Source organism: Paenibacillus solani (genome assembly GCF_001277345.1).
In the GTDB taxonomy this organism is placed as follows: Bacteria; Bacillota; Bacilli; order Paenibacillales; family Paenibacillaceae; genus Paenibacillus_AQ; species Paenibacillus_AQ solani.
In genome coordinates, this window is record NZ_LIUT01000003.1 from 48670 (window position 1) to 73616 (window position 24947).

A 24947-nucleotide genomic window follows, 5' to 3' on the forward strand; every position below is an offset into this window, starting at 1 on the left:
TGCTATCAGGTATGCTTGATCCACTTGTAGGCTATATCAATTTTTTCCGATAAACTGGGTTCTGCCTTTTTAGCAGTCACGAAGTACAGCAACTCCGAGTCCTTCTCACCAAGTGTTCTTTGATCTACTTGTTCTCGCCTTCTAAACAATGAAATTTTTGGGTTATGGCGCATAAAAAGCCCGCCTCATTTAACATTAAGGCGGGTCTTGTTATGGGTTATCAGAAGTACTCAAAGTAACGTTTCTCAATACCTTCTAAGTTCATAATTTTAATACTGATAGTATCTCTTAATTATGGTTTGACAATACTTTGTGTATAGAACTATTAGAGGTGATAATCAATGGCTAGTATAGAAAAGAGGGGCAAAAATTCATACCGATTAATTGTTGAAGCTGGATATAGCACCGATGGTAAGCGTATAAAACGCTCGCAAACAATTAAAGCATCAGGAATAAGATAAGCTGAAAAAGAATTGGCAAAATTCCAGGTTGAAGTCGAAGCTGGCGAATATATCGCTCCAGAAAAAATGACTTTTAACAAATTCGTTAAGGAATGGAGGTATATATACGCTAATAAACACTTGGAACTCAAAATCATTGAAAATTACTCACATATGTTAAAAAATCATATTGATCCAGTATTTGGAGGTAGGCGGTGGGACGAGATAAAACCATTATATCATTCTTATTATTTTAAGTTGACCGCTATTCAGCACAGCGTTAGGCAATAATAAATTATGGTTTTACTTCTTCACAGTAATCAATTCTCCATTAAGAACAGGGAAGAATACAGATACTTTATTTAGCCCAACATTTCACAAAAAATCATACTGTGACCAAACCTGTGACCATGGATCAATCAAAAGGTTTCTTTAGTTATGGAGCCTAGGGGGATCGAACCCCTGACCTCATCGCTGCCAGCGATGCGCTCTCCCAGCTGAGCTAAGGCCCCGTAAGCGACTTCTATATCATATAAAATTTTAGCAGGCATGTCAACATTTTTTTGCAATATTCGAGACGTGCTGCAACTCTTTTACTTCTCTATATAATGTCACTTATCCTGATGAGGCTTGCTTAATCGAGCACCCGAAGAGCACCTTGATCGTGGAACCGGTGCTCTTAGAGTTCCTGACTGTCCGTATCCATATCTTTGGACAACAGACTCTTCAGTTCCTTCATAAACATATTGATATCCTTGAATTGCCGATATACGGACGCAAAACGAACATAAGCGACCTCATCAACCGGATACAACCGCTCCATGAGCAGCTCTCCGATCTGGCGGCTCTCCACTTCAGCTGCTGCGGTATTACGCAGTGCTTTTTCCACATCCGATACGATCATATCCAGCTGATCCACAGAGACCGGACGTTTCTCACAAGCCCGGATCAATCCACGGAGTACCTTCTCGCGGCTGAATTCTTCGCGGCTTCCGTCTTTTTTGACCACGATAAGCGGCGTTTCCTCCACCATCTCGAAGGTCGTGAATCTCTTGCTGCACTGCTCGCATTCCCTGCGGCGGCGGATGGATTTATTCTCGTTAGCAGGCCTAGAATCCAGCACTTTGGTTCCGGCATAACTGCAATATGGACACTTCATACGATACTCACTTCCTTTTGTTTCAAGCGTATTTAGCCGTTAATTGAACGGCCAGAATAATTTACCAGTCAAACTTTGTTTCTTGTTGTTATGAAAATGCGAAACCCGAGACATAATACTTTTACCAACCCAAGGAGGTGAACTACACATGGCACAAAGCAACAACAACTCCAACAACCTGGTTGTTCCTCGCGCTAACGCTGCTCTTGAGCAATTGAAGTATGAGGTGGCTCAAGAACTTGGTATCTCCATTCCACAAGACGGATACCAAGGTAACATGACTTCCTACGAGAACGGTTCGATCGGGGGATACATCACTAAGCGTCTTGTAACCCTGGCCGAGCAACAATTGGCTGGTCAATTCTCCGGTCAATAATTGATTCTTCATTAAAAAAGGAGTGTTGGCGGCTCGAGGTAAGAGCCTTCCAGCGCTCTTTTTTCACATTAAAAACCATCCTTGTAGACATCCGTATACTGATTATAATAATAAATCACGCGCTGGACATAGTGACGAGTCTCCCCGACAGGGATACTCTTCACATTCTCGTAGGTGCCATCCCACATGCCTTTATTGATCCAATTCTTAACATTCCCGGGCCCTGCGTTATAAGCAGCTATGGCAGCAATCGGATTGCCGTCCATTTCCTTATGCAGGCTCTGTATGTACCATGTGCCGAGCTGGATATTCGCATCCACTTCATTCTTCACATTCAACAGATTCACCGAGGGCAGCTTGGCCATATCCATCGCCCAATTGGCTGTGTCCGGCATCAGCTGCATAATGCCAAGCGCGCCTTTCTTGGACTCCTTACCCGGTTTAAAGTTCGTTTCCACCCGAATGATGGAAGCCACCAGGAATGGATCAACCTTATAATGTGCAGCATGCTTTCTGATTTCATCTTTATAATAAATTGGATAGAGCAGCGTCATCCAGTTGGAGCTTAAGTACAGCAGCGCTACAAAAGAAATAAACAACAGGAGCAGCACTCTTTTTTTACGGAGCCACTTCATTGCAGGACCAACCTATGCCACAGCTTGTCCACCTGCTGCTGTGTATCAGCCAGGGTGCCGCTGTTATCGATGAGGATATCCGCCAAAGCCTTCTTCTGTTCGATATCCATCTGACTGCTTAAGCGCGCCTCTGCCGCTTCTCGGGCAAGATCATCTCGCTCAATCAAACGCTTCAGTTGAAGTTCCCGCGGAACATACACAACAACGATCTCATCCAGATAGGGATACTGTTCCCTTGCCTCAAGCAGCAGCGGAATATCCACCACCACCAGCCGATCGGGATACTGAAGCTCGAACGCCTCCGTCCGTTCCCGGATTTCCTGGCGGATCGCTGGATGCGTAATTCCGTTCAGCACTACCCGCTCTTCCGGGTTATTGAAGATCAATTCCCCGAGCTTCTTACGATCCAATGTGCCGTCCTCCAGCAGGATCGCTTGTCCAAAATGCTCGGTCACTTTGCCCAGCACCGGATGACCCGGGAGCATCACTTCCCGGGCGATAACATCCGCATCGACGAGAAGCGCTCCCTTCATGGCCAACATAGAGGACACGGTGCTTTTGCCTGTTGCAATTCCTCCGGTTAAACCGATATTCATGACACTTCACCTCATAACAGCTTCATTATACCCATGATGATTAACATTAAAGCAGGCAGATATGAAATCAATCGCATACCGCCTTTAGCTGCAAAACGCAAACCGATCCGTATCCCGAGCATTAGGAATATTCCGCTGAACAAGGCAACAACAGCTGCGGTACCGAGCGGCGAGAAGCCCAGCATGGCTGCGCCAAGCCCCGCTCCGAACGCATCCAGCGACAGCGCAATACCGAGCCACATCGCCTCCCATGGCGAGATGCTGCCGGAATCGTCCAAATCGGCCTTCGCCGGGCTGCGAAGAATTTGAATGACAATCCCGACCTTCGGTATCTCAAGCGAGAATACCGCGCGTTGAAGCTGCTCTTGACTTGCCATGCTTACTTCACAAGGCGGATCCCCTGCTTTTACACCCGTTTGCGTTTCTTCTTCAGTTTCACTTCTTCTTCGTATCTGCTGATATAAAGACCATAAGCCCAGCAGAATCAAAATAGCGGCACCAATCACGGACGCCACAGATGGGGATAAGAACTGCTGGAGCAGCGCGCCGGCCTGCATGGAGACGCCGAGCACCAGACCCGAGCAGAGCGAGATGATTAATACAGACAGCAGCGGTATCCTTGTTTTGCGCAGACCGTATGTAACCCCCGCCCCGAATCCATCCAGGCTTAATGCCATGGCCAGCAGTACAGACGAGAAAACATGACTGAGCACCCTATTCCCTCCTCGACAAGCTCCACATCAAACTGCCCTAGAAAAAGCAGCATCATGCGCTCCACATATGTTTTCACATTATATGTGTGAGGAGAGGAAGGGTGCATGCCTATTGGATCACTTCTTCACAGGTTGACACTTCGGACAATAATGGGTCCCTCTTCCGCCGACTACGATCTTATGGATCGGTCCGCCGCAAGTAGGGCAGGGCTTGTCCTTCCGGCCGTATACCTGGTGGCTGTGCTGGAACATCCCCATTTCGCCCTGGCCGTTAACATAGGATTTGATGGAGGATCCTCCTGCATTCACCGCTTCGGACAACGTGTCTACGATCGCCTGATACAGTCGCTTAAGTTCGGCATCCTTCAAACTGTTAGCATTGCGCTCCGGATGGATCTTGGCCCGGAACAAAGCCTCATCAACATATATATTGCCGATGCCGACCACATATGCCTGATTCAACAGCACGGCTTTAATTTTCGTTTTCTTGCTCCCGATGACTTCCTTAAAAGTGCCGAAGGTAAAGGTCTCATCGAGCGGCTCGTATCCCAGTTTGGCAAGAGGAGCATGTTTAAACTCTTCCCCCGGTGCAAACAGATGCATCGTACCAAACTGGCGTACATCCTTATACCGCAGCTCCGTACCATCCGAGAAATGAAAGATAACGTGAGTGTGCTTCTCCACCGGATCCCCAGCATGATACAGTCCATAACGGCCTTCCATCCGAAGATGAGAGACGAGAACCAGTCCGTCCAGCAATATCCGTAGAAATTTGCCTCTGCGCTCTACGCCTTCGATCGTATGATCCTTCAGCATAAAAGCAAATGCCTCAATATCGTCAGGCCGCTGAATAATCCGCGGCAGATGTACAGATACGTGATCTATATGCTTACCTTTAATCAATTCATTAAGTGTTCGTTTAACCGTTTCTACTTCCGGCAATTCCGGCATAATGATTTCACCTCATATCCATTATACCGGAAGATGGAACAGAGCGGGACCATGGTTTTTGTGGAAAAAGAGTGCATCTGCTGCCCCATCTTCACCCATGATCCCTCATATAAAGCACCTGCCTCAGTTGACACTCATTACGGCTTTATTTCGCTTCGTACCAGTTCTCTCCATAACTGACTTCCGATTTCAGCGGTACGGACAGTTTCAATGCCTGACTCATCACTTCCGGCACCAACTTCTTCATGATCTCCAGCTCATCCTCCGGCACTTCAAACACCAATTCATCATGTACCTGAAGCAGCATGCGGCTCTTCAGTTGATGATCATACAGCGCCTTGTCCATATGGACCATGGCCAGCTTGATAATATCGGCTGCCGTCCCCTGAATCGGCGTATTCATCGCCGTCCGTTCTGCAAAAGAGCGCAGATTGAAGTTGCTGGCATTGATCTCAGGAAGATAGCGTCTGCGTTCGAGCAGCGTTTTCACATAGCCATCTTGTTTCGCCTGTTTGACAATTTCGTCCATATAGCGCCGAACGCCCTGGAATACTTCAAAATATTGGTCAATAAACGCTGCGGCTTCCTTCCGGGTAATGTTCAGATTCTGGGACAGACCATAATCGCTGATGCCATACACTATGCCGAAGTTGACCGCTTTGGCGGAACGGCGCATATTGGAATCCACTTCATCCATACTGACGCCAAATACATCCATGGCCGTCTTGGTGTGAATGTCCATGTCATGCACGAAGGCTTCCTTCAGCCGCTCATCATCGGAAATATGCGCAAGCACCCGCAGCTCGATTTGGGAATAATCTGCCGCCAGAATGCTCCAGCCCGGCTCGGACGGAACAAACACTTTGCGCAGTTTGCGCCCTTCCTCCAGGCGGATCGGAATATTCTGCAAGTTCGGGTATTGGCTGCTTAAACGGCCCGTTGCAGCAATGGTTTGACGATAGAAAGTATGGACTTTGCCTGTCTCGGTCGAAATCTCCTTCAACAGACCTTCCACATAAGTGGATTGCAGCTTGGCCAAAGTGCGATACTGCAAAATCAGACGGACAATATCATGATAAGGCGCCAGCTTCTCAAGCACTTCGGCATCCGTGGAATAACCCGTCTTGGTCTTCTTGATGACCGGCAGCTCCAGTTTGACAAACAGAATTTCGCCCAGCTGTTTAGGCGAGTTGAGATTGAATTCTGTTCCGGCGATCTCATAAATCTCCTGAACGAGCTTCTTGATCTGCCCTTCAAACTCGCTACCCAGTTCCTTCAAATCCTCCGCATTGACAGCAATACCCTGCTTCTCCATGTCAGCCAATATGCGGGACAACGGCATCTCCAGATCATGAAATAGCGGCAGCATTTCATTGGCAGCTAATTCCTTCTCCTGAACGGGTACCAGCTCGGATACAGCCAGACATTTTCTGGCCATGTGCTCGCTGAGCTTATCTTGTTCTGGTACCTTGTATTTGGCCCCTTTGCCAAACACGTCCTCATCCGCTTGAAGATACGCAAGTCCGTACTTGGAGGCCAGTCCGCTAAGCGTTTGGTTCGATTCCGTCGGATCCAGCAGGTATGCTGCCAAATGAACGTCAAATGCTGCTCCGGCAAAAGCGATGCCCTGCCAATGCAGTGCCAGGTCAATACGATGCAGGTCATACCCGCGTTTAGGGATCTCGCTATTAGCAAGCCAAGCGCGGACAGGTTCCGCTTCTTCTGACTTCAGCACGTCAAAGGGGATGAAGAACTGCCGCTCTTCCGTAGCAAGTGCCAGCCCAATAACATCAGCATGATGAGGATTATCCCCATGCGTCTCAACATGGAGCACGTTCACTTGCTCCAGATGATCCGCTACTTCGGCAAGCCCCTTCACGTCCACGAGGATCACATCGATCTTCGCTTCAGGCTTTGACTCAGATGAAGCTCCAGCGGCACCGCTTGTGCTCAGGTTCAATCGTTCAATGAGCGATTTAAACTCCAGCTTTGCCAGTGCGGGACCAGCTGTTTCTTCATTCAGGCCCGTAAATGCCATCTCATCCAGTGATTGCTCAAGCGGAACTTCGCGGTAGATCGTAGCCAGCTTCTTGCTGAGTATCGCTGAATCTGCATGCTCCACGATTTTCTCCTTCATCTTGCCTTTGAGCTCATCTGTCCGTGATACCACGGCTTCAACAGAGCCAAACTCATGAAGAAGCTTCAGAGCAGTCTTCTCACCTACGCCTGGAACCCCGGGAATATTATCGGAAGCATCACCCATGAGCCCTTTCAGATCGATAATCTGCTCAGGGGTCAAGTCATAACGTTCCTTGATTTGTTCCGGTCCATAATATTCAATATCAGTAACGCCCTTACGGACCATGGCAATCGTGGTATGCTCTGAAGCCAGCTGCAGCATATCTTTATCCCCTGATACGACCATTACCTTGCGTCCAGCCTCGTCAGCTTGACGGGAAATCGTACCGATAATGTCATCGGCCTCATAACCGCCAATCTCAAACTGGGCTACACCCAAGCCCTTAAGCAGCTCTTTCAGCAGCGGAAATTGACCTGACAGCTCAGGAGGAGTCTTCTGACGGCCACCCTTATAATCCTGATAATCCGCATGCCGGAACGTTTCCTTGCCAGCATCGAACGCGACCATCATATGTGTCGGTTTATGCTCATCGATTAAGCGAAGCAGCATGGTTGTAAAGCCGTAAACCGCATTCGTCTGCTGTCCGCTGGCATTGGTCAGCGGCGGCATCGCAAAAAATGCACGGTAAATGATATTATTTCCATCAATCAAAATCAGCTTGTCCATAAAACACCTCGCACCTATATTACTTCCTTTCCACATGATAACATACGTCACCGCGATTTCCGAACCATCCATCCGATTCCTGGTAAATTTCAAGACTGTCCACATAAAAACGCCGGCTTTCGCCGGCGTTCAAGTTGAACTTGCATCTATTTATTGATTGAGGTCTGGACGATGGCCCGTCACCAGATACACCGTGCTTTCACCAATATTGGTGGCATGGTCAGCGATCCGTTCAATGTAGCGCCCCACCATGATCAGCAGCATGGCTTGGTTTGCCGAGTCAGGATCAGAGGTCAAATGAGTGTATAAATCCTGTAAAATAACGCTATATAAATGATCGACCTGATCGTCATCCTGGGCCATTTTATAAGCCAGATCCGTGTTTTCCGTCAGATAGGATTCAATGGACTCTGCAACCATAACACGCACCAAGTCCGACATGCGCGGAAGATCTACCAATGGCTTAATCAGCTTCTGGCCTTGCAGGCGAATCGTAACTTTTGCGACGTCCCGCGCGAGATCCCCCATCCGCTCCAAATCGCTTGCAATCCGGAACGCAACCAATATACGGCGCAAATCCTTCGCCACAGGCTGCTGGGTCACGATCAGGCGGGAGCCGATGTCCATAATCTGCTCTTCCATTGTGTTTAACTGCACATCGTTCTTAATAACCGCCTGCGCTTGCTCCGCATCCAGAGCCTGGAGAGACTTCACACTGTTTGCGAGTGCCTCCTCCGTATGCTTGCCCATATCCTGCAGCAGGGTTTTCAGCTCATTCAGCTGCTGATCAAACTCAATTCTCCGGATCATATATGATGCTCCTCCTATCTACTTTTAAGAAAGATCATTTGTAATCGCGAACATATTAGCCAAATCGGCCCGAAATGTAGTCCTCGGTGCGAGGATCTGACGGTGTAGAGAACAGCATATCGGTATTAGCAGATTCAACTACTTCGCCGTTCAGGAAAAATACCGTCTGCCCGGATACGCGAGCGGCCTGATGCATATTGTGCGTAACCATAACGATAGTGTAATTGCTCTTCAGTTCCTGGACCAGCTCCTCAATTTTGAGCGTTGAAATCGGGTCCAGCGCAGATGTGGCTTCGTCCATGAGCAGGATATCCGGCTGCACAGCAAGGGCCCGTGCAATACACAGACGTTGCTGCTGCCCCCCGGACAAGCTAAGCGCAGAACGCTTAAGATAATCTTTGACTTCATCCCATAAAACAGCCTGCTTCAAGCTCTGTTCGACGATTTGGTCAAGCTCTGCCTTATTCCGAATTCCGTGCAGTCTTGGCCCATATGCAATATTGTCATAAATCGATTTGGGAAACGGATTAGGCTGCTGGAATACCATCCCAACCTGCTTGCGCAAGGCTTCCACATGGACCTCCTCGCTGTAGATTTCCGTTCCGCCGATTTGGACGCTGCCTTCGATTCTAGTGGAAGGAATCATGTCATTCATGCGATTCAGCGTCCGCAGCAGTGTCGATTTCCCGCAGCCGGATGGTCCGATGAACGCTGTCACCGTTTTTTCGGGAATGTTCAAATCCACATTTTTAAGCGCATGGTACGTATCGTAGTAAAGGTTCAATTTCTCAATTTGTATGATGGATTCCATATCTTATTCATGTCTCCCTTTTTTCACGGATAGAATCTGCGTTGCGTCTCTTAGATGTTCTTCGAATACTTATTCCGGATCCATACGGCTGCAATGTTCATAATAAATAACATGATGAGCAGCAGGATAATACCCGAAGCTGCGAGCTCGTGGAATGCCTCGCTTGGTCTTGATACCCAGTTGAAGATCTGGATCGGCATGACTGTAAACGAATCAAGCAGATTTTCCGGCAAGAAGGCCACGTACGTTAAAGCACCAATCATGATAAGCGGTGCAGTTTCGCCGATTGCGCGAGACAGGGCGAGGATAACGCCGGTCATAATTCCTGGAATCGCTGACGGAAGCACAGATTTGGATACCGTTTGCCATTTCGTTGCTCCAAGCGCATACGAAGCATCCCTGCGATTCTTAGGAACGGCACGAAGGGCCTCCTGAGCAGCAACGATGATAATCGGCAGTACGAGCAAAGTCATGGTTAATACCCCGGACAGCAGACTGCGTCCAAGATTCATCCCCCGCACAAAAATCGCAAGTCCCAAGATACCATATATAATAGAAGGAACCCCTGCAAGGGTACTGATATTCAGTTGAATCAGCCGAACCCAGCGGCTGCGTCCCGCATACTCTTCAAGAAAGATCGCTGCACCAACGCCTAGAATGAAAGACAGCGGCGCCATGAGCAGCAGCAGGTAGATCGTACCGACAATCGGTGACTTCAAGCCTGCCCGGTCCGCGATACGTGACGGATAGTTAGTGAACAGATCAGGTGAGAGTCTATGAATACCATCCATTACGATCGTTACAATCAGAGCCATTAATGCTAGAATCCCGATACTGGTACAAGCCAGAAAAATAATATGCAGTGTCTTGTCACCAAGGCGTCTTCGGTTAATGCCTTTACTGTCCCCCAGGTTCAATTGTTTCATCTAGTATTCCTCCCTGAAGCGGCGAGCGACCCACTGCGCCAGTATGTTAAGCAAGAAGGTGATGACGAACAAGGTCAGACCCACTGCAAAAATCGTGCCATATTCAATCGTGCCGCGTGGAACATCACCCATACTTACCTGCACAATATAAGAGGTCATGGTCTGAATGCTATCCAGCGGATTCAGTGTCAACTGCGGAGTAGCACCGGCCGCAACCGTTACGATCATCGTCTCACCGATCGCACGAGAGAAAGCAAGCACGAAGGAGGAAACCACACCGGATAGAGCAGCAGGCAGTACGATTTTAAGGGCAACCTCAAATCGGGTTGCTCCCAGTGCATATGCCCCTTGTCGCAAGCTTTTTGGAACTGCGCGCATGGCATCTTCGCTCAGTGACGAAATCATAGGCAGAATCATAATACCCACGACGATACCAGCACTCAGCGCATTGAATATTCCCATGTTAGGGAATATCTTTTGAAGGAACGGCGTTACCGTTTCAAGCGCAAAATAACCATATACAATGGTTGGAACGCCGGCCAATACTTCCAGCACTGGCTTAACAATCCCCCGAACCCGGGCAGGTGCGTATTCATTGAGATAAATAGCGCAAGCCAAGCCGATAGGCACTGCGAATAGGATCGCAATGCCTGTAATCAGCAATGTGCCGCCCAGCAGGGGCAGCACGCCGAATTCTTTTGGAGGGAGAATAGGACTCCATGTCGTTCCCGTGAGGAAAGACCATACCGGTACTTCCTTGAAGAAGATCACGGATTCCTGTAGAAGCGTATATACAATACCGATAGTTGTAAACACCGAGAGTATGGCACACAAGCCGAGCAGGATTGGAATGATTTTGTCTGAAGTGCGAGTTTTGCTGCGACGGAATGTCATACTCTTTGTGTTTACCGCCAGGGGTGAAGTTTTGTTCATTCTCCTCTTCCCTTTCTATGGGATGCCCGAAAGGATATCTTTCGGGCATGTCGTCTTAAATTATTTAGCCAACTTGTCTTTTTCTGCTTGATACTGGTCATCTTGAAGTGGTACGAAACCAACTTCGCCAGCAAGACTAGGGGCGTTCTCCAGGTAGAAGTCCATGAATGCTTTTACTTCTGGACGCTCAAGCTCTTTATCATTAACATAGAGCAACAGCGGACGGGACAATGGAGCATAGCTGTTATCCTTAATCGTCTCCATGCTTGGAGCTACGGTAGCCGTTCCGTTATCAATCGGAACCAGCTTCAGCTTATCCTGGTTCTCTTCATAGAAGGAGAACCCGAAATATCCGATGGAGTTCTTATCACCAGCTACCCCTTGAACGACTGCGTTTGTATCCGCACTAAATGTAATCTGGCTATCATTTCTGCTTGCCTGTGCTTCACCGTTAATCGCTTCTGTAAAGTAGTCGAATGTACCGTGGTCTGTACCCGGTGAATAAATTTTGATCTCTTGCGCCGGCCAGCCTTCACGAACATCAGCCCATGTCTTTACCGTGCTGTTCGGCTCATAAATTTTCTTAAGCTCATCTACGGTCAGTTTATCTACGAAATCATTGCTAGGGTTTACTACGACAGACAATCCGTCATATGCTACCAAAACTTCGTGGTATACAACTCCATTAGCCTTCGCTTCTTCTGCTTCTTTGTCTTTAATTGGCCTTGAGGCATTGGAAACGGCAATCTCGCTGTTGTTAAAGCGTTTGAATCCAGCCCCTGTTCCGCCTGTTCCGATTGGAACACGCACATCCGGATTAGCGGCGCCGAACTCCTCAGCCACTGCTTCGGTTAATGGATGAAGTGTACTAGAACCGTCAATTTCAATTGTTCCTGTCAGAGCTGCTGTGGTATTTCCTTCGGTTTGCTGTGCTGAACCGTTATCTGTATTTTCTCCTGAAGCACTGCCGGAGTTTCCTCCTCCGCATGCTGCCAAAAGCGTGCTCAGCATCAACACCAATACGAGAATACCTGCTGGTTTACGACCCCTTTTTCTAAACAAACGAATCCACTCCTTCAAAATGGTTGTTGTCTCTATTTCGTACTCACAATATTGATATTAAACCCGGAATGTAATAGCAGTTTTGTAGAAATGTAAACGCAATGTAAAATATGTAGCTTGATGTAGAATTATAGAGTTGATTCGTCTTCAAATGGTTGCTGCTTGGCAGAGTTAATGCCTGCGAGATCATCCTTGACCCTGTCCACACGTCTCCCTGTCTCTTCAGCGAGATGATGAACCTGGTTGCCGGACTTCTGTACCTCTTGAACGGCATTCTCCATTTCATGAAACATACGGGCACCTTCCATAACGAACCCCTCACAGGCTCGAAGCTCCTTCAGCGAAGACACTGCTCCCTTGGCTGTATCTTCTGCCAATCGCCGAATATGCTCTAGCAGCTTCGAGATATTTCCAGATAATTCGTGCGTTTGTTTGGCAAGTGACTGCACTTCCGCTGCAACCACTTGAAACCCTCTTCCATGCACGCCCGCATGTGCGGCTTCGATCGAGGCATTCATCGCCAGCAGACTGCTCTGATTCGCAAGCTCGGTAATCTTCCCGGTTATGGATAGAATTTGGCTGGCATCCGATACAAGCTCGAAGGCCTGTCCCTCCCGCTTCGTCATATCTTCCACAAGTCCAAGATAGGACGTTTGCACAAGGTCCAGCTTGGCCTTCCCGGTCTGGGACCACTGCCTCATCCGGATACATTCCGAGCTTGTTTTTGCAGCTGCCGACCGCACCTCGGTTAATGAGTGTTGAATGTTCCCCGTATGGCGGTAGCTTTCCTGCAGAATCAGCTCCCGCTTCTCTTCCGCTTCCCCCTGGAGCACGTTCGATAGGCTCATGAGATCCCGGACTGTCAGTATACCCTCCAACCGGCCGGCACTCGTAAGGAGAACACAATCGTAAAATTTCGAATCCGAGCGTTGCAGCGCCAGATTCAGCAGTGTTCCCACCTTCTCGAATATGTCGATCTTCATGAATTGTTGATCTGCAAACTGGAAGGCTGGCTTCGAATAGTACAGATCGACAGCAAACCTGCCCATCATTCTCTGATAAAAAACATCCCGCATAATCAGACCAGTCGGCTGATCATGTTCATCACAATAAACCACACAAGGAACTCGGTCATCCTTAGCAAACATATTCAGCACATCAAGACACGACTCAATTTCACGGATTACGGGAACTTCTCTTATGTATGGCCGATAATAAGCGCCTTCTTCTGGCTTGTGGGCTGGTTGCCCTGGATATTGGAATGTAACCTCTCCTGCTAATGCTAGGTTTCTCTCTGTCTGAATCGGTCTGGTTTGAAGCAGTGTCATGCGCCCTCACCCCTTCTTCATCTGGTTCTTTAGACGCATCTTAACGGACCAGTGTTAAGAGAATATATTCGATTAATCAAAGGTGCGTAAACATGGACGAATGAATCTGGTCATAAGAAGCATTTACCTGCCATAAGACCTAAAAAAGACTCCTCATCATTTCAAATGGAATGATGGGAGCCTTTTTTAGGATTTACAACAAGTTTATAACCCACTCCTCGAATGGAGTCGATGTGTACGGATTCAGGGTCAAGCTCGAGCTTTTTTCGCAGGGAACTCACATGTACATCAACGGTACGTTGCCCGCCGATATAATCGAAACCCCACACCACATTCATCAGATCATCTCGAGTTAACACAACGCCCGGTTTCTTCGCCAGGTAGAGCAGCACCTCAAATTCCTTCGGACGAAGATTGATGGATTGCCCTCCAAGCCGCACCTCATATTTCTCAGGGTATATTTCCAATTGCCCAAGTGAGATGACATTCCCTTGATGTTCGGTCTTCCTGACATCTTCAGGCTGCCCGGAAACCCGGCGCATGACGGCTGACACGCGGGCCAGCAGCTCCGACACGCCAAACGGCTTCGTAATATAGTCATCCGCGCCCATCTTCAGGCCCTGAACCACTTCTTCCTCAGCGTTCTTCGCGGTCAGTATAATGATCGGCGTAGTGATTCTATTACTTCGAAGCTTCTCTAGAATCTGAAAACCATTCATCCCCGGCAGCATCACATCCAGTAGAATTAAATCATAGGAATTATGTGCTGCTTTCTCGTAACCTGCGGTTCCATGTTCTTCTACCTCTACTTGAAAACCTTCCTGCGTCAGATTGTACGATAACAGCCGAGAAAGCGTCGGCTCATCTTCGATAACAAGCATGCGTTGCGTCAAGGTTACCCCCGCCCTTATCTTGAATATTGGACTGCTTAAGCAAGTATATCAACAGAATGTTAACGCAGTGTTAACTCTCCTCAGCGTCCGTTTCCTGCAAGATCGGAAATTCCATAATGAAGGAGCTGCCGATGCCCAGCTCGCTCTCCACTTTAATGGTACCGTGATGAAGATCCACTAAATGCTTGACAATGGATAATCCCAGCCCTGTTCCACCTGACCCGCGCGAACGCGCTTTGTCCACCCGATAGAACCGTTCGAATATTCGTGGCAGGTCTTTTTTCGGAATACCGATTCCCGAATCCTGTACGATAAATTCTACCGTATCATCCGCATCCCCTGCATGATGCCGTTCACGGGCTGTTAGATGGACTCGCCCGCCCTCTTGCGTATAGATGATTGCATTCGAGAGCAGATTCATGAAGATCTGGCGAAGCTTGTCCTCATCCCCCTCCATAAACAGCTCTTCCGGAATATCCAGCTCAAGATTAATTCGCTTCTTCTCTGCTACCGTGCGCATCATTTCGGATATCGTATCAAAAAATGTCGCCAGATGAACTGGAGAGTATTCCATCTGAATTCGTTTGGATTCGATCTTGGACAGCTCCAGAATGTCGCCGATCAGCCGATTGAGCCGCTCGGACTCGTCATAAATAATCTGGAGGAAAGAGCGCGAGGTTTTCTCATCCTTAACTCCGCCGCCAAGCAAGGTTTCGGCAAATCCCTTCACCGCAGCAAGCGGGGTCTTCAGCTCATGGGATACATTGGCCACAAATTCGCTTCGCATCCGTTCAAGTCGCCGAATATCACTCACGTCCTGCAGCAGGAACAGCATGCCCCGATAAGTGTCTTGTTCCTCCTCCTGCATCATGGTGACCCCGTCCAGCAGGATAATCGCTTCCTTCGGATAATATATATTGCGCTCCTCATGGAAACTGTTTCTACTCTCAAGTCCCTCTTCCATCAGCTTCATAAGCTCGTAATGCTGCTTGAGCTCACGATACGATTTGCCCGTGATGACTTCGGCTTGAATGCCGAGCATTCTCTCGGCAGCCCGGTTCACAAGCATGATATGACCCGCGCCATTCACCATCACAATGCCACCTGTCATATTATTCAGAACGCTTTGCAGCAAATCTTCATTGTCCCGAATCGTTCGCAGCTGGGTCTGAAGGCTATCGGCCATCCCATTAATGGCTTGAGCCAATTGGCCGATTTCATCTTTACGGTGAATATTCACCCTGGCATCATACTCCAGACGCGATATTCGCCTGGCCACACGCGTAATTTTCTCAAGTGGAGACGTTAAGCCTTTGGCCACACGGTAACTTACAAAGGCTGCAATCAGGAATAACACCAGCAGACCTATTCCCATGACGATCCAGCCTTGCTTGACACCTTCATCCACTTCCTTCAGGCTGACGGATAATCGGATGAATCCGTCGAAGTTCACTCCGGCCTGGACCGGGAGAGCAACGTAAAGCATATCCTGCTGAAGCGTATGGCTGCGGCGTATGGTGATCCCTCTGCCTTCTTTCATGGCTTGGACCATTTCTTCGCGATAGGCGTGATTATCCATGGTCAACGGATCACTCTCCGAATCCCCAATCACTTTGCCGTCTTTCAGAATGAAAGTTACTCTCGCATCGGACACTGCTTCAAGCTGCAAGGATCTGTCCGTATAATACGCAACGGCATCCGTGCCGGTCGTATCCGGAAATTCCATCATGGTCTGCAGAAGCCGAATCTCCCTAACCATGTTGTCCTCCAGCAGCTGAATATGGGACTGCTTGAACACCGTCACCATGGCCAGGCCTGCTGCCAGCATGGATAGCCCGATTAGGGTAAGCATAATCAGAGTCAAACGGTTACGATACTGCCTCATGGTCTCTCCTCTTTCTGCCGCGTGATCATTTTGGATATATTACCGCCCGGGTGCGCTTTCTATGAAACAACGCATGAATTACCGTAGCCCCAGGCTGTTGAAACATGATACCCAGTACCACCGGGATGGAAGCCTGCGGTGAGAAATATGTAGTCGCAAGCACCATTCCGAGCGATATATTTCGCATACCCGATGCGTATGTAAACGTAACTTGCATGTCAGGCGACGGTCGCAGCATCGCATAGGAGCCGAAGAACCCCAGCAAATAGCAAATTACAATCAGAGTTATGACAACCGGGATAACAACCAGCATTTCCTCTTTCATGTCTGCTGCATGGGGAGCAATCGCAGCAGCGTTCAGCATAACCACGAGCATAAAAAACAGCTTGGAAATCGGCTGTGCTACGGGAGCGGACCATTCTTTAATTCTCCCCCGTGAAACTTCGTACAGCAACACTCCGATCACCGTAGGCAGTACCACCATGGTCAGCAAATCCGTAATTAATCCGGACGCATTCCAAGTCACCAACGCATTCCCGATAAACATATCCATCAAAGCTGGCACAACAAGCGGACTCAGTATGGTATCGAGCGCAACCACTGCCAATATGAATGGAATGCTTCCCCCGGAACTTCCGACCCACATCACCGAGGATATTCCTAACGGAATGATCGCAAACAGCAGCAAGCCGATCGTATAATCCGAGTCTGCGCCAAATACGGCTGACCCCAGCCCATATGCAATAATCGGAGCGGCCGCATGGGCTAGAAACAACGTCAACAGAACGGCATATGGGCGTTTAAGGACTCCATGCAGATGACGAATACCGCAGCCTAGCGCCATGACCAGCGTAATATAACCGAACAGATACGGAATCAAGGTTACATAGTCTTCCAAGACATCCGAGAGCAGCCAGCCTACCACCAGTGAGCCGGGAATCAAGAGAAAAGTGTACTTTTCAAACCAAGATGCAAAGGCCAGTCCCAAACTTCTCACACTTCTCACCTGTCTCCTCCTCATGACTGAATAAACGTATTTGCCTTTCATCATAAACTGGAGCGATCCGATCTGCAACGATATTCCAAAATACGGACTTCGATCCTGCGCTATGCAAAAGAGCACCGACAGGCATATTTCTGCCTTTCGATGCTCTTGAATCATCATGTTTTTTTAAAATACAGGCTCTTTAAACATCGCCAGCTTGTCAGCCGAATCCTTGCTCACATCGGCATGTAGGCTGTTTCCATGCGAATCCATCGTGACGATGGCGGCAAAGCCATCCACTTCCAGATGCCACATGGCTTCCGGAATGCCAAATTCCATGAAATCAACGCCGTTCACTTTCTTGATACATCTCGCATAATACTGGGCGGCTCCGCCGATGGCATTCAGATATACGCCGCCATGCTCCTGCAAGGCTTGAAGCGTCTGCGGCCCCATTCCGCCTTTACCGATCACGGCGCGAATACCGAATTTTTTCAGAATATCGCCTTGATACGGCTCCTCGCGAATACTTGTGGTCGGGCCTGCTGCCTTGACATGCCATCCCTCTTCATCCTTCATCATGACCGGTCCGCAGTGATAGATGACGGCTCCGTTCAGGTCGATAGGTGCATCATGATCCATCAGATATTTATGAAGGGCATCGCGTCCGGTATGCATTTCGCCACGGATAACTACGACATCCCCTACACGCAATGAACGAATCTGGTCCTCGCTAATCGGCGTCTGAAGCACCACTTCACGGCCTTTGACCTCGTCTGAATCGGAAGACTCGACTTGAGAAGCAGCCGTTTCGGCATTTGCCTCCATATGCACTTCACTGCCTGCTTCATAGAGCCAATCCGTAATCTCTCCGGTTGACGGCTCAATCAATACTCCCTGACGGCGGAAGGCCCAGCAGTTATACGCAACAGATACGAAAAAGCTTGCCGGCAGGCGATTCATCGCACCTATCTTACAGCCCAGCAGCGTGACTTCTCCTCCGAAGCCCATCGTGCCGATTCCCAGCTTGTTCGCATTTTCCATTATGTAGTCTTCTAGCTTGGCCAGATCTTCATGCGGATTCACATCATCCACATGACGGAACAGCTGCTGCTTGGCCAGATCATAGCCAGTGGTGCGGTCGCCTCCGATGCCTACCCCGATAAAGCCTGCGCTGCAGCCTTGCCCCTGGGCTTGATATACGGCATGCATAATGCATTTACGGATTCCGTCCAAGTCGCGGCCAGCCTTTCCGATCCCCTCCAGCTCTGCTGGCAGGCTGTACTGGATGTTTTTGTTCTCACAGCCGCCTCCCTTCAGAATCAGACGGACATCCACCTTTTCTTGTTCCCATTGTTCAAAATGGATGACAGGTGTGCCCGGCCCAAGATTATCCCCGCTGTTAGCTCCCGTCAACGAATCTACCGAATTCGGACGCAGTTTCCCATCCTTCGTTGCGCGGATCACGGCTGAATAAATGGCCTTCTTCATCTCGATCTGATTCGCGCCGACCGGCGTATGTATGATGAATGTTGGCATGCCGGTGTCCTGGCAGATTGGCGATACTTCCTGCTCGGCCATCTCGATATTCTGAGCGATCGTGGTTAGTGCCAGCCCAGCCCGCGTAGCGGCATCCTCTGAAGCTCTTCCTCGATTGACCGCCCTTCTAACATCTCCGGGTAAATTCGTGGAGGTTTCTACAATCAGTCGATACATGCTCTCTTCAAATAACTTCATCACGTAAGTAATCTCCTCTCTTTCATCACCCAAACATAAGAGCAAACAAGAATCATTATAAACTGCCAATAATGTAATCATATCATATCATTCTGCACTTGAAAGGGTTTACTTCAAAAAATGAAAGAGTAGAGAAAATGTGTGGATATTCCCCGTTTCATTGACCATACCAATCTATAAGTCTCGCATATATTGGTTAAGGAAAGGAGGTGATTACGATGATGAAAGCCTCAATCTCACAGGTTCTCTTCCCAAGACTTGCCCTGTTTAGAAACGAGTTTTATAGAGGACGCCGTTTTGTAGTACGCGGGAATGTGGGTATCCGCAATCTCGAAAGAGCTTTTGGTGAAATTGAAAGCTTGAGATTCTTCTCTACCAACCCCAATGCAACCCTGGTTCTGTTCTCGGAGCCGAATTTCAGGGGCAGAATCAGAGTATTTCGCGGTAACACCAACATCGGAGATCTCGATGATATTATTCGTGGCGAAGAGCCGGAATCCATTATCAGCTCCAACCGTCGTCTGACACTCGCCCAAATCAGAGAAATCCGGAATACCGGCGAGCTTCCAAACGGTTTTAGAACCATCTGATTCTGTGCAACTTCACCCTTGATACAAATAGCGGACATCGGGTCAAAAACCCGATGTCCGCTGTATTTATTTCCAGCATATCAATTGATTTTCGTACAAATCAAGGCAGCAGCCTTCCTGCTTATCCGTTTATCACTTCGCCGCCGTTGACATGGATCACTTGACCGCTCACATAGGAGGAGTCTGTTGAAGCCAGATATACATAGGCTGGTGCTAACTCTTCTGGCTGCCCCGGACGTTTCATCGGCTGTGTTGCACCGAACTCGCTGACCTGGTCCGACGTGAATGTGGAAGGAATGAGCGGGGTCCAAATCGGTCCCGGTGCTACGGCATTCACACGGATGCCCTGTTCTGCCACATTCATCGATAACGAACGAGTGAAGGCTACAATCGCCCCTTTTGTGGATGAATAATCCAGCAGCTGCGGGCTGCCTCTGTATGCCGTAATAGACGCTGTATTAATGATGGTGCTTCCCTTGGACAAATGCGGCATTGCCGCCTTCGTCATAAAGAACATGCCAAATATATTCGTACGGAAGGTCCGTTCCAATTGCTCTTTGGTAATATCCTCAATCTTCTTCTGCGGATGCTGCTCCGCAGCATTATTTACTAGAATATCAAGCTTCCCAAGCTTCTCCACGGTTTCACCAACGGCATCACGGCAAAATGCATCGTCCCCAATGTCCCCGGCAATCAGCAGGCATTTACGGCCTTCCTGTTCCACCTGGCGTTTGGTCTCCTCCGCATCCTTATGCTCGCTTAGATATACAATGGATACGTCTGCGCCTTCTTTCGCAAAATGCACGGCAACTGCACGTCCTATTCCGCTGTCACCTCCGGTAATCAAAGCAACTTTCCCCTTTAACTTCCCGGCTGCTTTATACTCGCTGCTCTCATACTCCGGCTTCGGGTGCATCTCCGATTCGGTTCCAGGTCTGTGATCCTGATGCTGGGGCGGCAATGTTTGTTTCTGTTGATCTTGTGGCATCTGAACATTTCTCCTTTCAGGTCAGTATCTCAAACAACCATTCATAGGATGCGTATGACACGGCTCATTATACTTATAAAAAGCCCTTCGCTATTGTTTTTACCCAGATTAAAAGCCACCAAACGCAGAGGTTTTGTTTCGCAGCAAAAAAAGAAGCCCTCCGATGAACGGAAGGCTTCTTAAGTTACACGTATTTCTCTTAGATAATGTGGTTGAACACCATGAAGAAGATCATAACCAGAAGCAATAAAGAGAGAAGTGCGCTAAGCGTACCTAGCTTGCTGGTTTCTTCCTTTACTTCGCGCTTCTCGCGAATACCCGCAAGAGCATTCTTCAGTGGCTTGCCCATGATACCGCCAATTGCAAACATAGCCAGCAGCAGAATGGTTACGATGATCATCCAAGGAACCGAGTAATCCTTTTGAGACATCAAATACCCGCCTGTCAGCAGCTGAAGAACCAGACCGTATTGAGCGAATCGGTTCACCACACGAATTGTGTTAACAGCTCCTTCTTGAGCACCGAGAGACAGCTTCTGAATACCGCCAACAACAAACGGCAGGATCAAGTAAAATCCTAGCGCCGCCGTACCGACCATATGCAGAAAAAATGTTACATTCCACATAAACTATTCCTCCAACATCGTTAGTGTGATTTATATTACATTAAGTCATTGTCTCTTATTATACTGGACAGATCATCCAATGAAAAGCAATCCCGCCCCGAATAACGGGACGGGATTGTAGGATAAGACAAATTTGTGAAGTCGATTCGATTACAGCTTGATGACCGAGGTCACATTCCGCACGGATTCCGCGGATTTATCAAGAGCTGCTTTCTCTTCGGATGTCAGCTCAAGCTCGAATATTCTTTCGATGCCGTCACCGCCAAGAATGGCCGGCACACCCATAAACAGCTGTTCGTAGCCATATTCGCCTTCCAGTAAAGCGATGACTGGGAGGATTCGTTTCTTGTCCTTCAGAATCGCTTCCGTCATCTGAACCAGGGAAGCCGCTGGCGCATAATATGCGCTGCCGTTTCCGAGCAGGTTTACGATTTCACCGCCGCCCACACGGGTACGCTGTACAATCGCTTCAATGCGCTCAGCCGGAATCAGCGTATCGATTGGAATACCGCCTACACTGGAGTAGCGCACGAGTGGAACCATGTCATCCCCATGGCCGCCCAGAACAAACCCGCGGACATCTTCAACCGATACATTCAATTCCTGCGCTATAAAGGTGCAGTAGCGTGCCGTATCCAGGACACCGGACTGGCCGATTACGCGGTTTTTGGGAAATCCGAGCGTGTTATATGCCACATAGGTCATAGCATCCACCGGATTACTCAAGATGATCACCGTAGAATTCGGCGCTTGAATCTTCACGTTCTCACATACGGATTTCACGATCCCTGCATTGGTATTAACAAGATCATCGCGGCTCATGCCCGGCTTGCGAGCTACTCCCGCTGTAATGATTACGATATCGGAATCGGCTGCATCTTCATAGTTGGATGTACCAACAATGTTGCTGTCAAAGCCTTGAACGGGACTCGCTTCGAGCATATCCAGCGCTTTACCTTTGGTCGGGTTCTCAAGCTGCGGAATATCCAGCAGCACCACATCACCAAGTTCTTTCTGAGCAAGCATGAGCGCGGTAGTCGCTCCTGTAAAGCCAGCACCTACGATTGTAATCTTCTTACGGGTAATTGCCACGGTAGATCTCCTCCTTACAGGTTTTTAATGATTTCGTCTGCGAACTGGGAGCATTTCACTTCAGTAGCGCCATCCATCAAGCGAGCGAAGTCGTACGTCACGGTTTTGTTGTTGATAGCTGTTTCCATACCTTTATAAATCAGGTCAGCCGCTTCCTGCCATCCGAGGTGCTCAAGCAGCATAACGCCGGAGAGGATAACGGAGCCAGGGTTTACGACGTCTTTGTCTGCGTATTTCGGTGCAGTACCATGAGTCGCTTCGAAAATTGCATGTCCTGTAACATAGTTAATGTTAGCGCCCGGAGCGATACCGATACCGCCTACTTGTGCAGCCAGCGCGTCAGACAGGTAGTCGCCGTTCAGGTTCAATGTCGCGATAACGTCAAAGTCGGTTGGGCGAGTCAGAACTTGCTGCAGCGCGATGTCGGCAATGGCATCCTTAACGATGATTTTGCCAGCTTCTTCAGCCGCTTTTTGAGCAGCGTTAGCCGCGTCTACGCCATCTTTTTCCTTGATGACATCGTATTGAGCCCAAGTGAATACGTTATCGCCAAATTCAGCCTCAGCCACTTCATAACCCCAGTTTTTGAAGGCACCCTCAGTAAACTTCATGATGTTGCCTTTGTGTACCAGAGTAACGGATTTGCGGCCATGCTTGATTGCATATTCAACTGCTGCACGCACGAGACGCTTGGAACCTTCGGAGGATACAGGCTTGATGCCGATACCGGAGGTTTCAGGGAAACGAATTTTGTTTGCTCCCATTTCGTCCTGAAGGAATTTAATGACTTTCTTCACTTCTTCAGAACCTTCTTTGTACTCGATACCAGCATAGATGTCCTCTGTGTTCTCACGGAAAATAACCATGTCAACCAGTTCTGGGCGTTTCACCGGGGACGGTACGCCGTTAAAGTAACGAACTGGGCGCAAGCAAGTGTACAAGTCAAGCTCTTGACGAAGAGCAACGTTCAGGGAACGAATACCACCGCCGATTGGTGTAGTCAGAGGTCCCTTAATGGCAACGATGTACTCGCGAATCGCTTCAAGCGTATCATTCGGGAGCCACTCGCCATATGTATTGTATGCCTTCTCACCGGCAAATACTTCATACCAGGCAATCTTCTTGGAACCGCTGTATGCTTTTTCTACAGCTGCATCAAGAACGCGTTTGGAAGCTTTCCAGATGTCACGGCCAGTACCGTCACCTTCAATGAATGGAATTACAGGGTTGTTAGGCACCTGCAAGCTTCCGTTATCAATCGTGATTTTCTCACCTTCGGTTGGTAGTGCGAATTTTTCCAATTTCATAAGTATGAGTTCCTCCTTCGTATTGATGTTGCTTGTCTCTTGCTATTCTCAAAAATCCCCTGTGAATAGGCACAGAGAAATCCGCCACCCGTGATTCACTCACGTATGAGCGGTTCCCTAGCCTATTGTACACGAATGCCGGTCACTTAGCGAAGCTCGATCGGCACATATTTTTGATCAGTCATCCCTGTATACTCTGCGCGCGGACGAATGATACGGTTGCCTTCGTACTGTTCCAGTATATGGGCCGTCCATCCCGATACGCGGCTGATGGCAAAGATCGGTGTAAACAACTCCTGCTCGATACCGAGCTGAGTATAGACCGAAGCGGAATAAAAATCAACGTTTGGCTTCAGCCCTTTTTGGTTGGTAACTGTTTCGTCGATCAGAACCGACATGTCATACAGCGTCGTGTCGCCTTTCATCTTTCCAAGCTCACGCGACATCTTTTGCAGATGCTTCGCTCGTGGATCACCATTCTTATACACACGGTGTCCAAAGCCCATGATTTTTTCACGGTTGTCCAGCTTTTCCTGAATATAAGCCTGCGCCCGATCAATCGAACCGACTTCGTTCAGCATTTTCATAACAGCTTCATTCGCACCGCCGTGTAGAGGGCCTTTGAGCGCGCCAATAGCAGAAGTAACGCCTGAATAAATGTCAGACAGGGTAGCTACGGTTACACGCGCAGCAAACGTCGAAGCGTTGAGCTCGTGATCCGCATGCAATACAAGTGCCTGATCCAAAGCCTTGATGGAGGTCTCGTCAGGATCTTCGCCTCTGAGCATATAGAGGAAGTTCTCTGAGATGGAGACCCCCGCTTTCGGAGCTACCGGTTCTTTGCCTTGGCGGATTCGCGCGATGGCAGCGACAATTGTAGGAAGCTGGGCCTGAAGCTTAATCGCTTTCTTATCGTTTGCTTCACGGCTCATGTCGTCGCCTTCGGCGTCATACAGAGCAAGTGCGGATACAGCCGAGCGAAGAGCAGCCATCGTATTCGTATCCTTCGGATACAATTTGATTTGCTCGATAAGCTCATCCGGAATGGCAGCATAGTCACTCAGATCTTGCTGAAGCGCCTTCAGCTCTTTTTCATTAGGGAGCTTTCCAAACCAGAGCAAATAGGCTACCTCTTCAAAACTTGCATGTTCTGCGAGATCGTCAATATCATATCCACGATAAGTCAGAACGCCATCAACGATCGAGCTAATCGTGGAGGTGGTAGCTACAATGCCTTCCAAACCCTTGGTAGCTGTCATGCATCATCTCTCCTTTATGATCGGGATAAACTGAACTATT

24 protein-coding genes and 1 tRNA gene are annotated in these 24947 nt (G+C 48.7%); 3 read left to right on the forward strand and 22 right to left on the reverse strand.

Annotated features, from left to right (window positions below; genetic code table 11):
* Positions 1 to 527: 527 nt before the first annotated feature.
* Positions 528 to 731 carry a tyrosine-type recombinase/integrase gene (locus AM231_RS30535; protein ID WP_423212932.1) on the forward strand — a complete coding sequence of 68 codons (204 nt, stop codon included), beginning with the start codon at positions 528 to 530 and terminating at the stop codon, positions 729 to 731.
* A 148-nt stretch (positions 732 to 879) separates the two neighbouring features.
* Here the strand turns inward: AM231_RS30535 and AM231_RS17525 are convergent.
* Both AM231_RS17525 and nrdR read right to left on the reverse strand, forming a co-directional pair.
* Positions 880 to 952 (reverse strand) — tRNA-Ala (locus AM231_RS17525).
* A gap of 167 nt (positions 953 to 1119) precedes the next feature.
* Positions 1120 to 1599, reverse strand: coding sequence for a transcriptional regulator NrdR (gene nrdR / locus AM231_RS17530; protein WP_053492023.1), 480 nt, complete (start codon positions 1597 to 1599; stop codon positions 1120 to 1122).
* Between the two features lie 148 nt (positions 1600 to 1747).
* On the opposite strand from nrdR, the gene AM231_RS17535 reads away from it, so the two are divergent.
* On the forward strand, positions 1748 to 1975 hold the full coding sequence (locus AM231_RS17535; RefSeq protein WP_053492022.1) for an alpha/beta-type small acid-soluble spore protein: 228 nt from the start codon (positions 1748 to 1750) through the stop codon (positions 1973 to 1975).
* 68 nt (positions 1976 to 2043) lie between these two features.
* On the opposite strand, the gene AM231_RS17540 is transcribed toward AM231_RS17535, so the two are convergent.
* The 15 genes from AM231_RS17540 to AM231_RS17610 form a co-directional block, all read right to left on the reverse strand.
* The gene (locus tag AM231_RS17540) at positions 2044 to 2610 is read right to left on the reverse strand and encodes a lytic transglycosylase domain-containing protein (protein ID WP_054403835.1); all 567 of its coding nucleotides are present in this window, start codon (positions 2608 to 2610) and stop codon (positions 2044 to 2046) included.
* Complete coding sequence (gene coaE, locus AM231_RS17545; protein WP_054403836.1) at positions 2607 to 3206, reverse strand: dephospho-CoA kinase; 600 nt, start codon at positions 3204 to 3206, stop codon at positions 2607 to 2609. The genes AM231_RS17540 and coaE overlap by 4 nt, the downstream gene beginning before the upstream one ends.
* 11 nt (positions 3207 to 3217) lie before the next feature.
* Positions 3218 to 3919 carry a sporulation membrane protein YtaF gene (gene ytaF, locus AM231_RS17550; RefSeq protein WP_054403837.1) on the reverse strand — a complete coding sequence of 234 codons (702 nt, stop codon included), beginning with the start codon at positions 3917 to 3919 and terminating at the stop codon, positions 3218 to 3220.
* 117 nt (positions 3920 to 4036) lie between these two features.
* A complete protein-coding gene (gene mutM, locus AM231_RS17555) occupies positions 4037 to 4870 on the reverse strand; it encodes a DNA-formamidopyrimidine glycosylase (protein ID WP_054403838.1) in 834 nt (277 codons plus the stop codon).
* 145 nt (positions 4871 to 5015) lie between these two features.
* Positions 5016 to 7676 carry a DNA polymerase I gene (polA, locus tag AM231_RS17560; protein ID WP_054403839.1) on the reverse strand — a complete coding sequence of 887 codons (2661 nt, stop codon included), beginning with the start codon at positions 7674 to 7676 and terminating at the stop codon, positions 5016 to 5018.
* Positions 7677 to 7826: 150 nt separating this feature from the next.
* Positions 7827 to 8486 carry a phosphate signaling complex protein PhoU gene (phoU, locus tag AM231_RS17565; protein ID WP_053492017.1) on the reverse strand — a complete coding sequence of 220 codons (660 nt, stop codon included), beginning with the start codon at positions 8484 to 8486 and terminating at the stop codon, positions 7827 to 7829.
* Between the two features lie 55 nt (positions 8487 to 8541).
* Positions 8542 to 9297 carry a phosphate ABC transporter ATP-binding protein PstB gene (gene pstB / locus AM231_RS17570; protein ID WP_054403840.1) on the reverse strand — a complete coding sequence of 252 codons (756 nt, stop codon included), beginning with the start codon at positions 9295 to 9297 and terminating at the stop codon, positions 8542 to 8544.
* Between the two features lie 50 nt (positions 9298 to 9347).
* The gene (gene pstA, locus AM231_RS17575) at positions 9348 to 10223 is read right to left on the reverse strand and encodes a phosphate ABC transporter permease PstA (protein WP_054403841.1); all 876 of its coding nucleotides are present in this window, start codon (positions 10221 to 10223) and stop codon (positions 9348 to 9350) included.
* Complete coding sequence (pstC, locus tag AM231_RS17580; RefSeq protein WP_423212933.1) at positions 10224 to 11117, reverse strand: phosphate ABC transporter permease subunit PstC; 894 nt, start codon at positions 11115 to 11117, stop codon at positions 10224 to 10226. It abuts the gene before it with no gap.
* Positions 11118 to 11216: 99 nt separating this feature from the next.
* Positions 11217 to 12218 (reverse strand): PstS family phosphate ABC transporter substrate-binding protein, encoded by a 1002-nt coding sequence (locus AM231_RS17585; RefSeq protein WP_053492013.1) that lies wholly within the window; start codon positions 12216 to 12218, stop codon positions 11217 to 11219.
* A gap of 128 nt (positions 12219 to 12346) precedes the next feature.
* On the reverse strand, positions 12347 to 13546 hold the full coding sequence (locus AM231_RS17590) for a methyl-accepting chemotaxis protein (RefSeq protein WP_053492012.1): 1200 nt from the start codon (positions 13544 to 13546) through the stop codon (positions 12347 to 12349).
* A 161-nt stretch (positions 13547 to 13707) separates the two neighbouring features.
* Positions 13708 to 14439: a response regulator transcription factor gene (locus AM231_RS17595; RefSeq protein ID WP_053492011.1), complete on the reverse strand. Its 732-nt coding sequence runs from the start codon at positions 14437 to 14439 to the stop codon at positions 13708 to 13710.
* Between the two features lie 70 nt (positions 14440 to 14509).
* Positions 14510 to 16324: a two-component system histidine kinase PnpS gene (gene pnpS / locus AM231_RS17600; protein WP_054403842.1), complete on the reverse strand. Its 1815-nt coding sequence runs from the start codon at positions 16322 to 16324 to the stop codon at positions 14510 to 14512.
* Between the two features lie 25 nt (positions 16325 to 16349).
* Positions 16350 to 17321: a bile acid:sodium symporter family protein gene (locus AM231_RS17605; protein ID WP_054404260.1), complete on the reverse strand. Its 972-nt coding sequence runs from the start codon at positions 17319 to 17321 to the stop codon at positions 16350 to 16352.
* Positions 17322 to 17495: 174 nt separating this feature from the next.
* On the reverse strand, positions 17496 to 19046 hold the full coding sequence (locus AM231_RS17610; protein ID WP_054403843.1) for a fumarate hydratase: 1551 nt from the start codon (positions 19044 to 19046) through the stop codon (positions 17496 to 17498).
* Positions 19047 to 19264: 218 nt separating this feature from the next.
* On the opposite strand from AM231_RS17610, the gene AM231_RS17615 reads away from it, so the two are divergent.
* Positions 19265 to 19636, forward strand: coding sequence for a hypothetical protein (locus tag AM231_RS17615; protein ID WP_054403844.1), 372 nt, complete (start codon positions 19265 to 19267; stop codon positions 19634 to 19636).
* 121 nt (positions 19637 to 19757) lie between these two features.
* On the opposite strand, the gene AM231_RS17620 is transcribed toward AM231_RS17615, so the two are convergent.
* The 5 genes from AM231_RS17620 to citZ form a co-directional block, all read right to left on the reverse strand.
* Positions 19758 to 20624 (reverse strand): SDR family oxidoreductase, encoded by an 867-nt coding sequence (locus AM231_RS17620; protein WP_054403845.1) that lies wholly within the window; start codon positions 20622 to 20624, stop codon positions 19758 to 19760.
* A gap of 199 nt (positions 20625 to 20823) precedes the next feature.
* On the reverse strand, positions 20824 to 21249 hold the full coding sequence (locus tag AM231_RS17625; RefSeq protein WP_054403846.1) for a hypothetical protein: 426 nt from the start codon (positions 21247 to 21249) through the stop codon (positions 20824 to 20826).
* 150 nt (positions 21250 to 21399) lie between these two features.
* Positions 21400 to 22341 carry a malate dehydrogenase gene (gene mdh, locus AM231_RS17630; RefSeq protein ID WP_054403847.1) on the reverse strand — a complete coding sequence of 314 codons (942 nt, stop codon included), beginning with the start codon at positions 22339 to 22341 and terminating at the stop codon, positions 21400 to 21402.
* Between the two features lie 14 nt (positions 22342 to 22355).
* Positions 22356 to 23648 carry an NADP-dependent isocitrate dehydrogenase gene (gene icd, locus AM231_RS17635; protein WP_054403848.1) on the reverse strand — a complete coding sequence of 431 codons (1293 nt, stop codon included), beginning with the start codon at positions 23646 to 23648 and terminating at the stop codon, positions 22356 to 22358.
* Between the two features lie 146 nt (positions 23649 to 23794).
* Positions 23795 to 24907 carry a citrate synthase gene (gene citZ, locus AM231_RS17640; protein ID WP_053492003.1) on the reverse strand — a complete coding sequence of 371 codons (1113 nt, stop codon included), beginning with the start codon at positions 24905 to 24907 and terminating at the stop codon, positions 23795 to 23797.
* Positions 24908 to 24947: the final 40 nt, after the last annotated feature.

Bases quoted from the DNA above. Each gene is read 5' to 3' on its own strand.
- AM231_RS30535 (WP_423212932.1), top strand. From the start codon at position 528: ATGACTTTTAACAAATTCGTTAAGGAATGGAGGTATATATACGCTAAT.
- nrdR (WP_053492023.1), bottom strand. From the start codon at position 1,599: ATGAAGTGTCCATATTGCAGTTATGCCGGAACCAAAGTGCTGGATTCT.
- AM231_RS17535 (WP_053492022.1), top strand. From the start codon at position 1,748: ATGGCACAAAGCAACAACAACTCCAACAACCTGGTTGTTCCTCGCGCT.
- AM231_RS17540 (WP_054403835.1), bottom strand. From the start codon at position 2,610: ATGAAGTGGCTCCGTAAAAAAAGAGTGCTGCTCCTGTTGTTTATTTCT.
- coaE (WP_054403836.1), bottom strand. From the start codon at position 3,206: ATGAATATCGGTTTAACCGGAGGAATTGCAACAGGCAAAAGCACCGTG.
- mutM (WP_054403838.1), bottom strand. From the start codon at position 4,870: ATGCCGGAATTGCCGGAAGTAGAAACGGTTAAACGAACACTTAATGAA.
- polA (WP_054403839.1), bottom strand. From the start codon at position 7,676: ATGGACAAGCTGATTTTGATTGATGGAAATAATATCATTTACCGTGCA.
- phoU (WP_053492017.1), bottom strand. From the start codon at position 8,486: ATGATCCGGAGAATTGAGTTTGATCAGCAGCTGAATGAGCTGAAAACC.
- pstB (WP_054403840.1), bottom strand. From the start codon at position 9,297: ATGGAATCCATCATACAAATTGAGAAATTGAACCTTTACTACGATACG.
- pstA (WP_054403841.1), bottom strand. From the start codon at position 10,223: ATGAAACAATTGAACCTGGGGGACAGTAAAGGCATTAACCGAAGACGC.
- pstC (WP_423212933.1), bottom strand. From the start codon at position 11,117: ATGACATTCCGTCGCAGCAAAACTCGCACTTCAGACAAAATCATTCCA.
- AM231_RS17590 (WP_053492012.1), bottom strand. From the start codon at position 13,546: ATGACACTGCTTCAAACCAGACCGATTCAGACAGAGAGAAACCTAGCA.
- pnpS (WP_054403842.1), bottom strand. From the start codon at position 16,324: ATGAGGCAGTATCGTAACCGTTTGACTCTGATTATGCTTACCCTAATC.
- AM231_RS17610 (WP_054403843.1), bottom strand. From the start codon at position 19,046: ATGAAGTTATTTGAAGAGAGCATGTATCGACTGATTGTAGAAACCTCC.
- AM231_RS17615 (WP_054403844.1), top strand. From the start codon at position 19,265: ATGATGAAAGCCTCAATCTCACAGGTTCTCTTCCCAAGACTTGCCCTG.
- AM231_RS17620 (WP_054403845.1), bottom strand. From the start codon at position 20,624: ATGCCACAAGATCAACAGAAACAAACATTGCCGCCCCAGCATCAGGAT.
- AM231_RS17625 (WP_054403846.1), bottom strand. From the start codon at position 21,249: ATGTGGAATGTAACATTTTTTCTGCATATGGTCGGTACGGCGGCGCTA.
- icd (WP_054403848.1), bottom strand. From the start codon at position 23,648: ATGAAATTGGAAAAATTCGCACTACCAACCGAAGGTGAGAAAATCACG.
- citZ (WP_053492003.1), bottom strand. From the start codon at position 24,907: ATGACAGCTACCAAGGGTTTGGAAGGCATTGTAGCTACCACCTCCACG.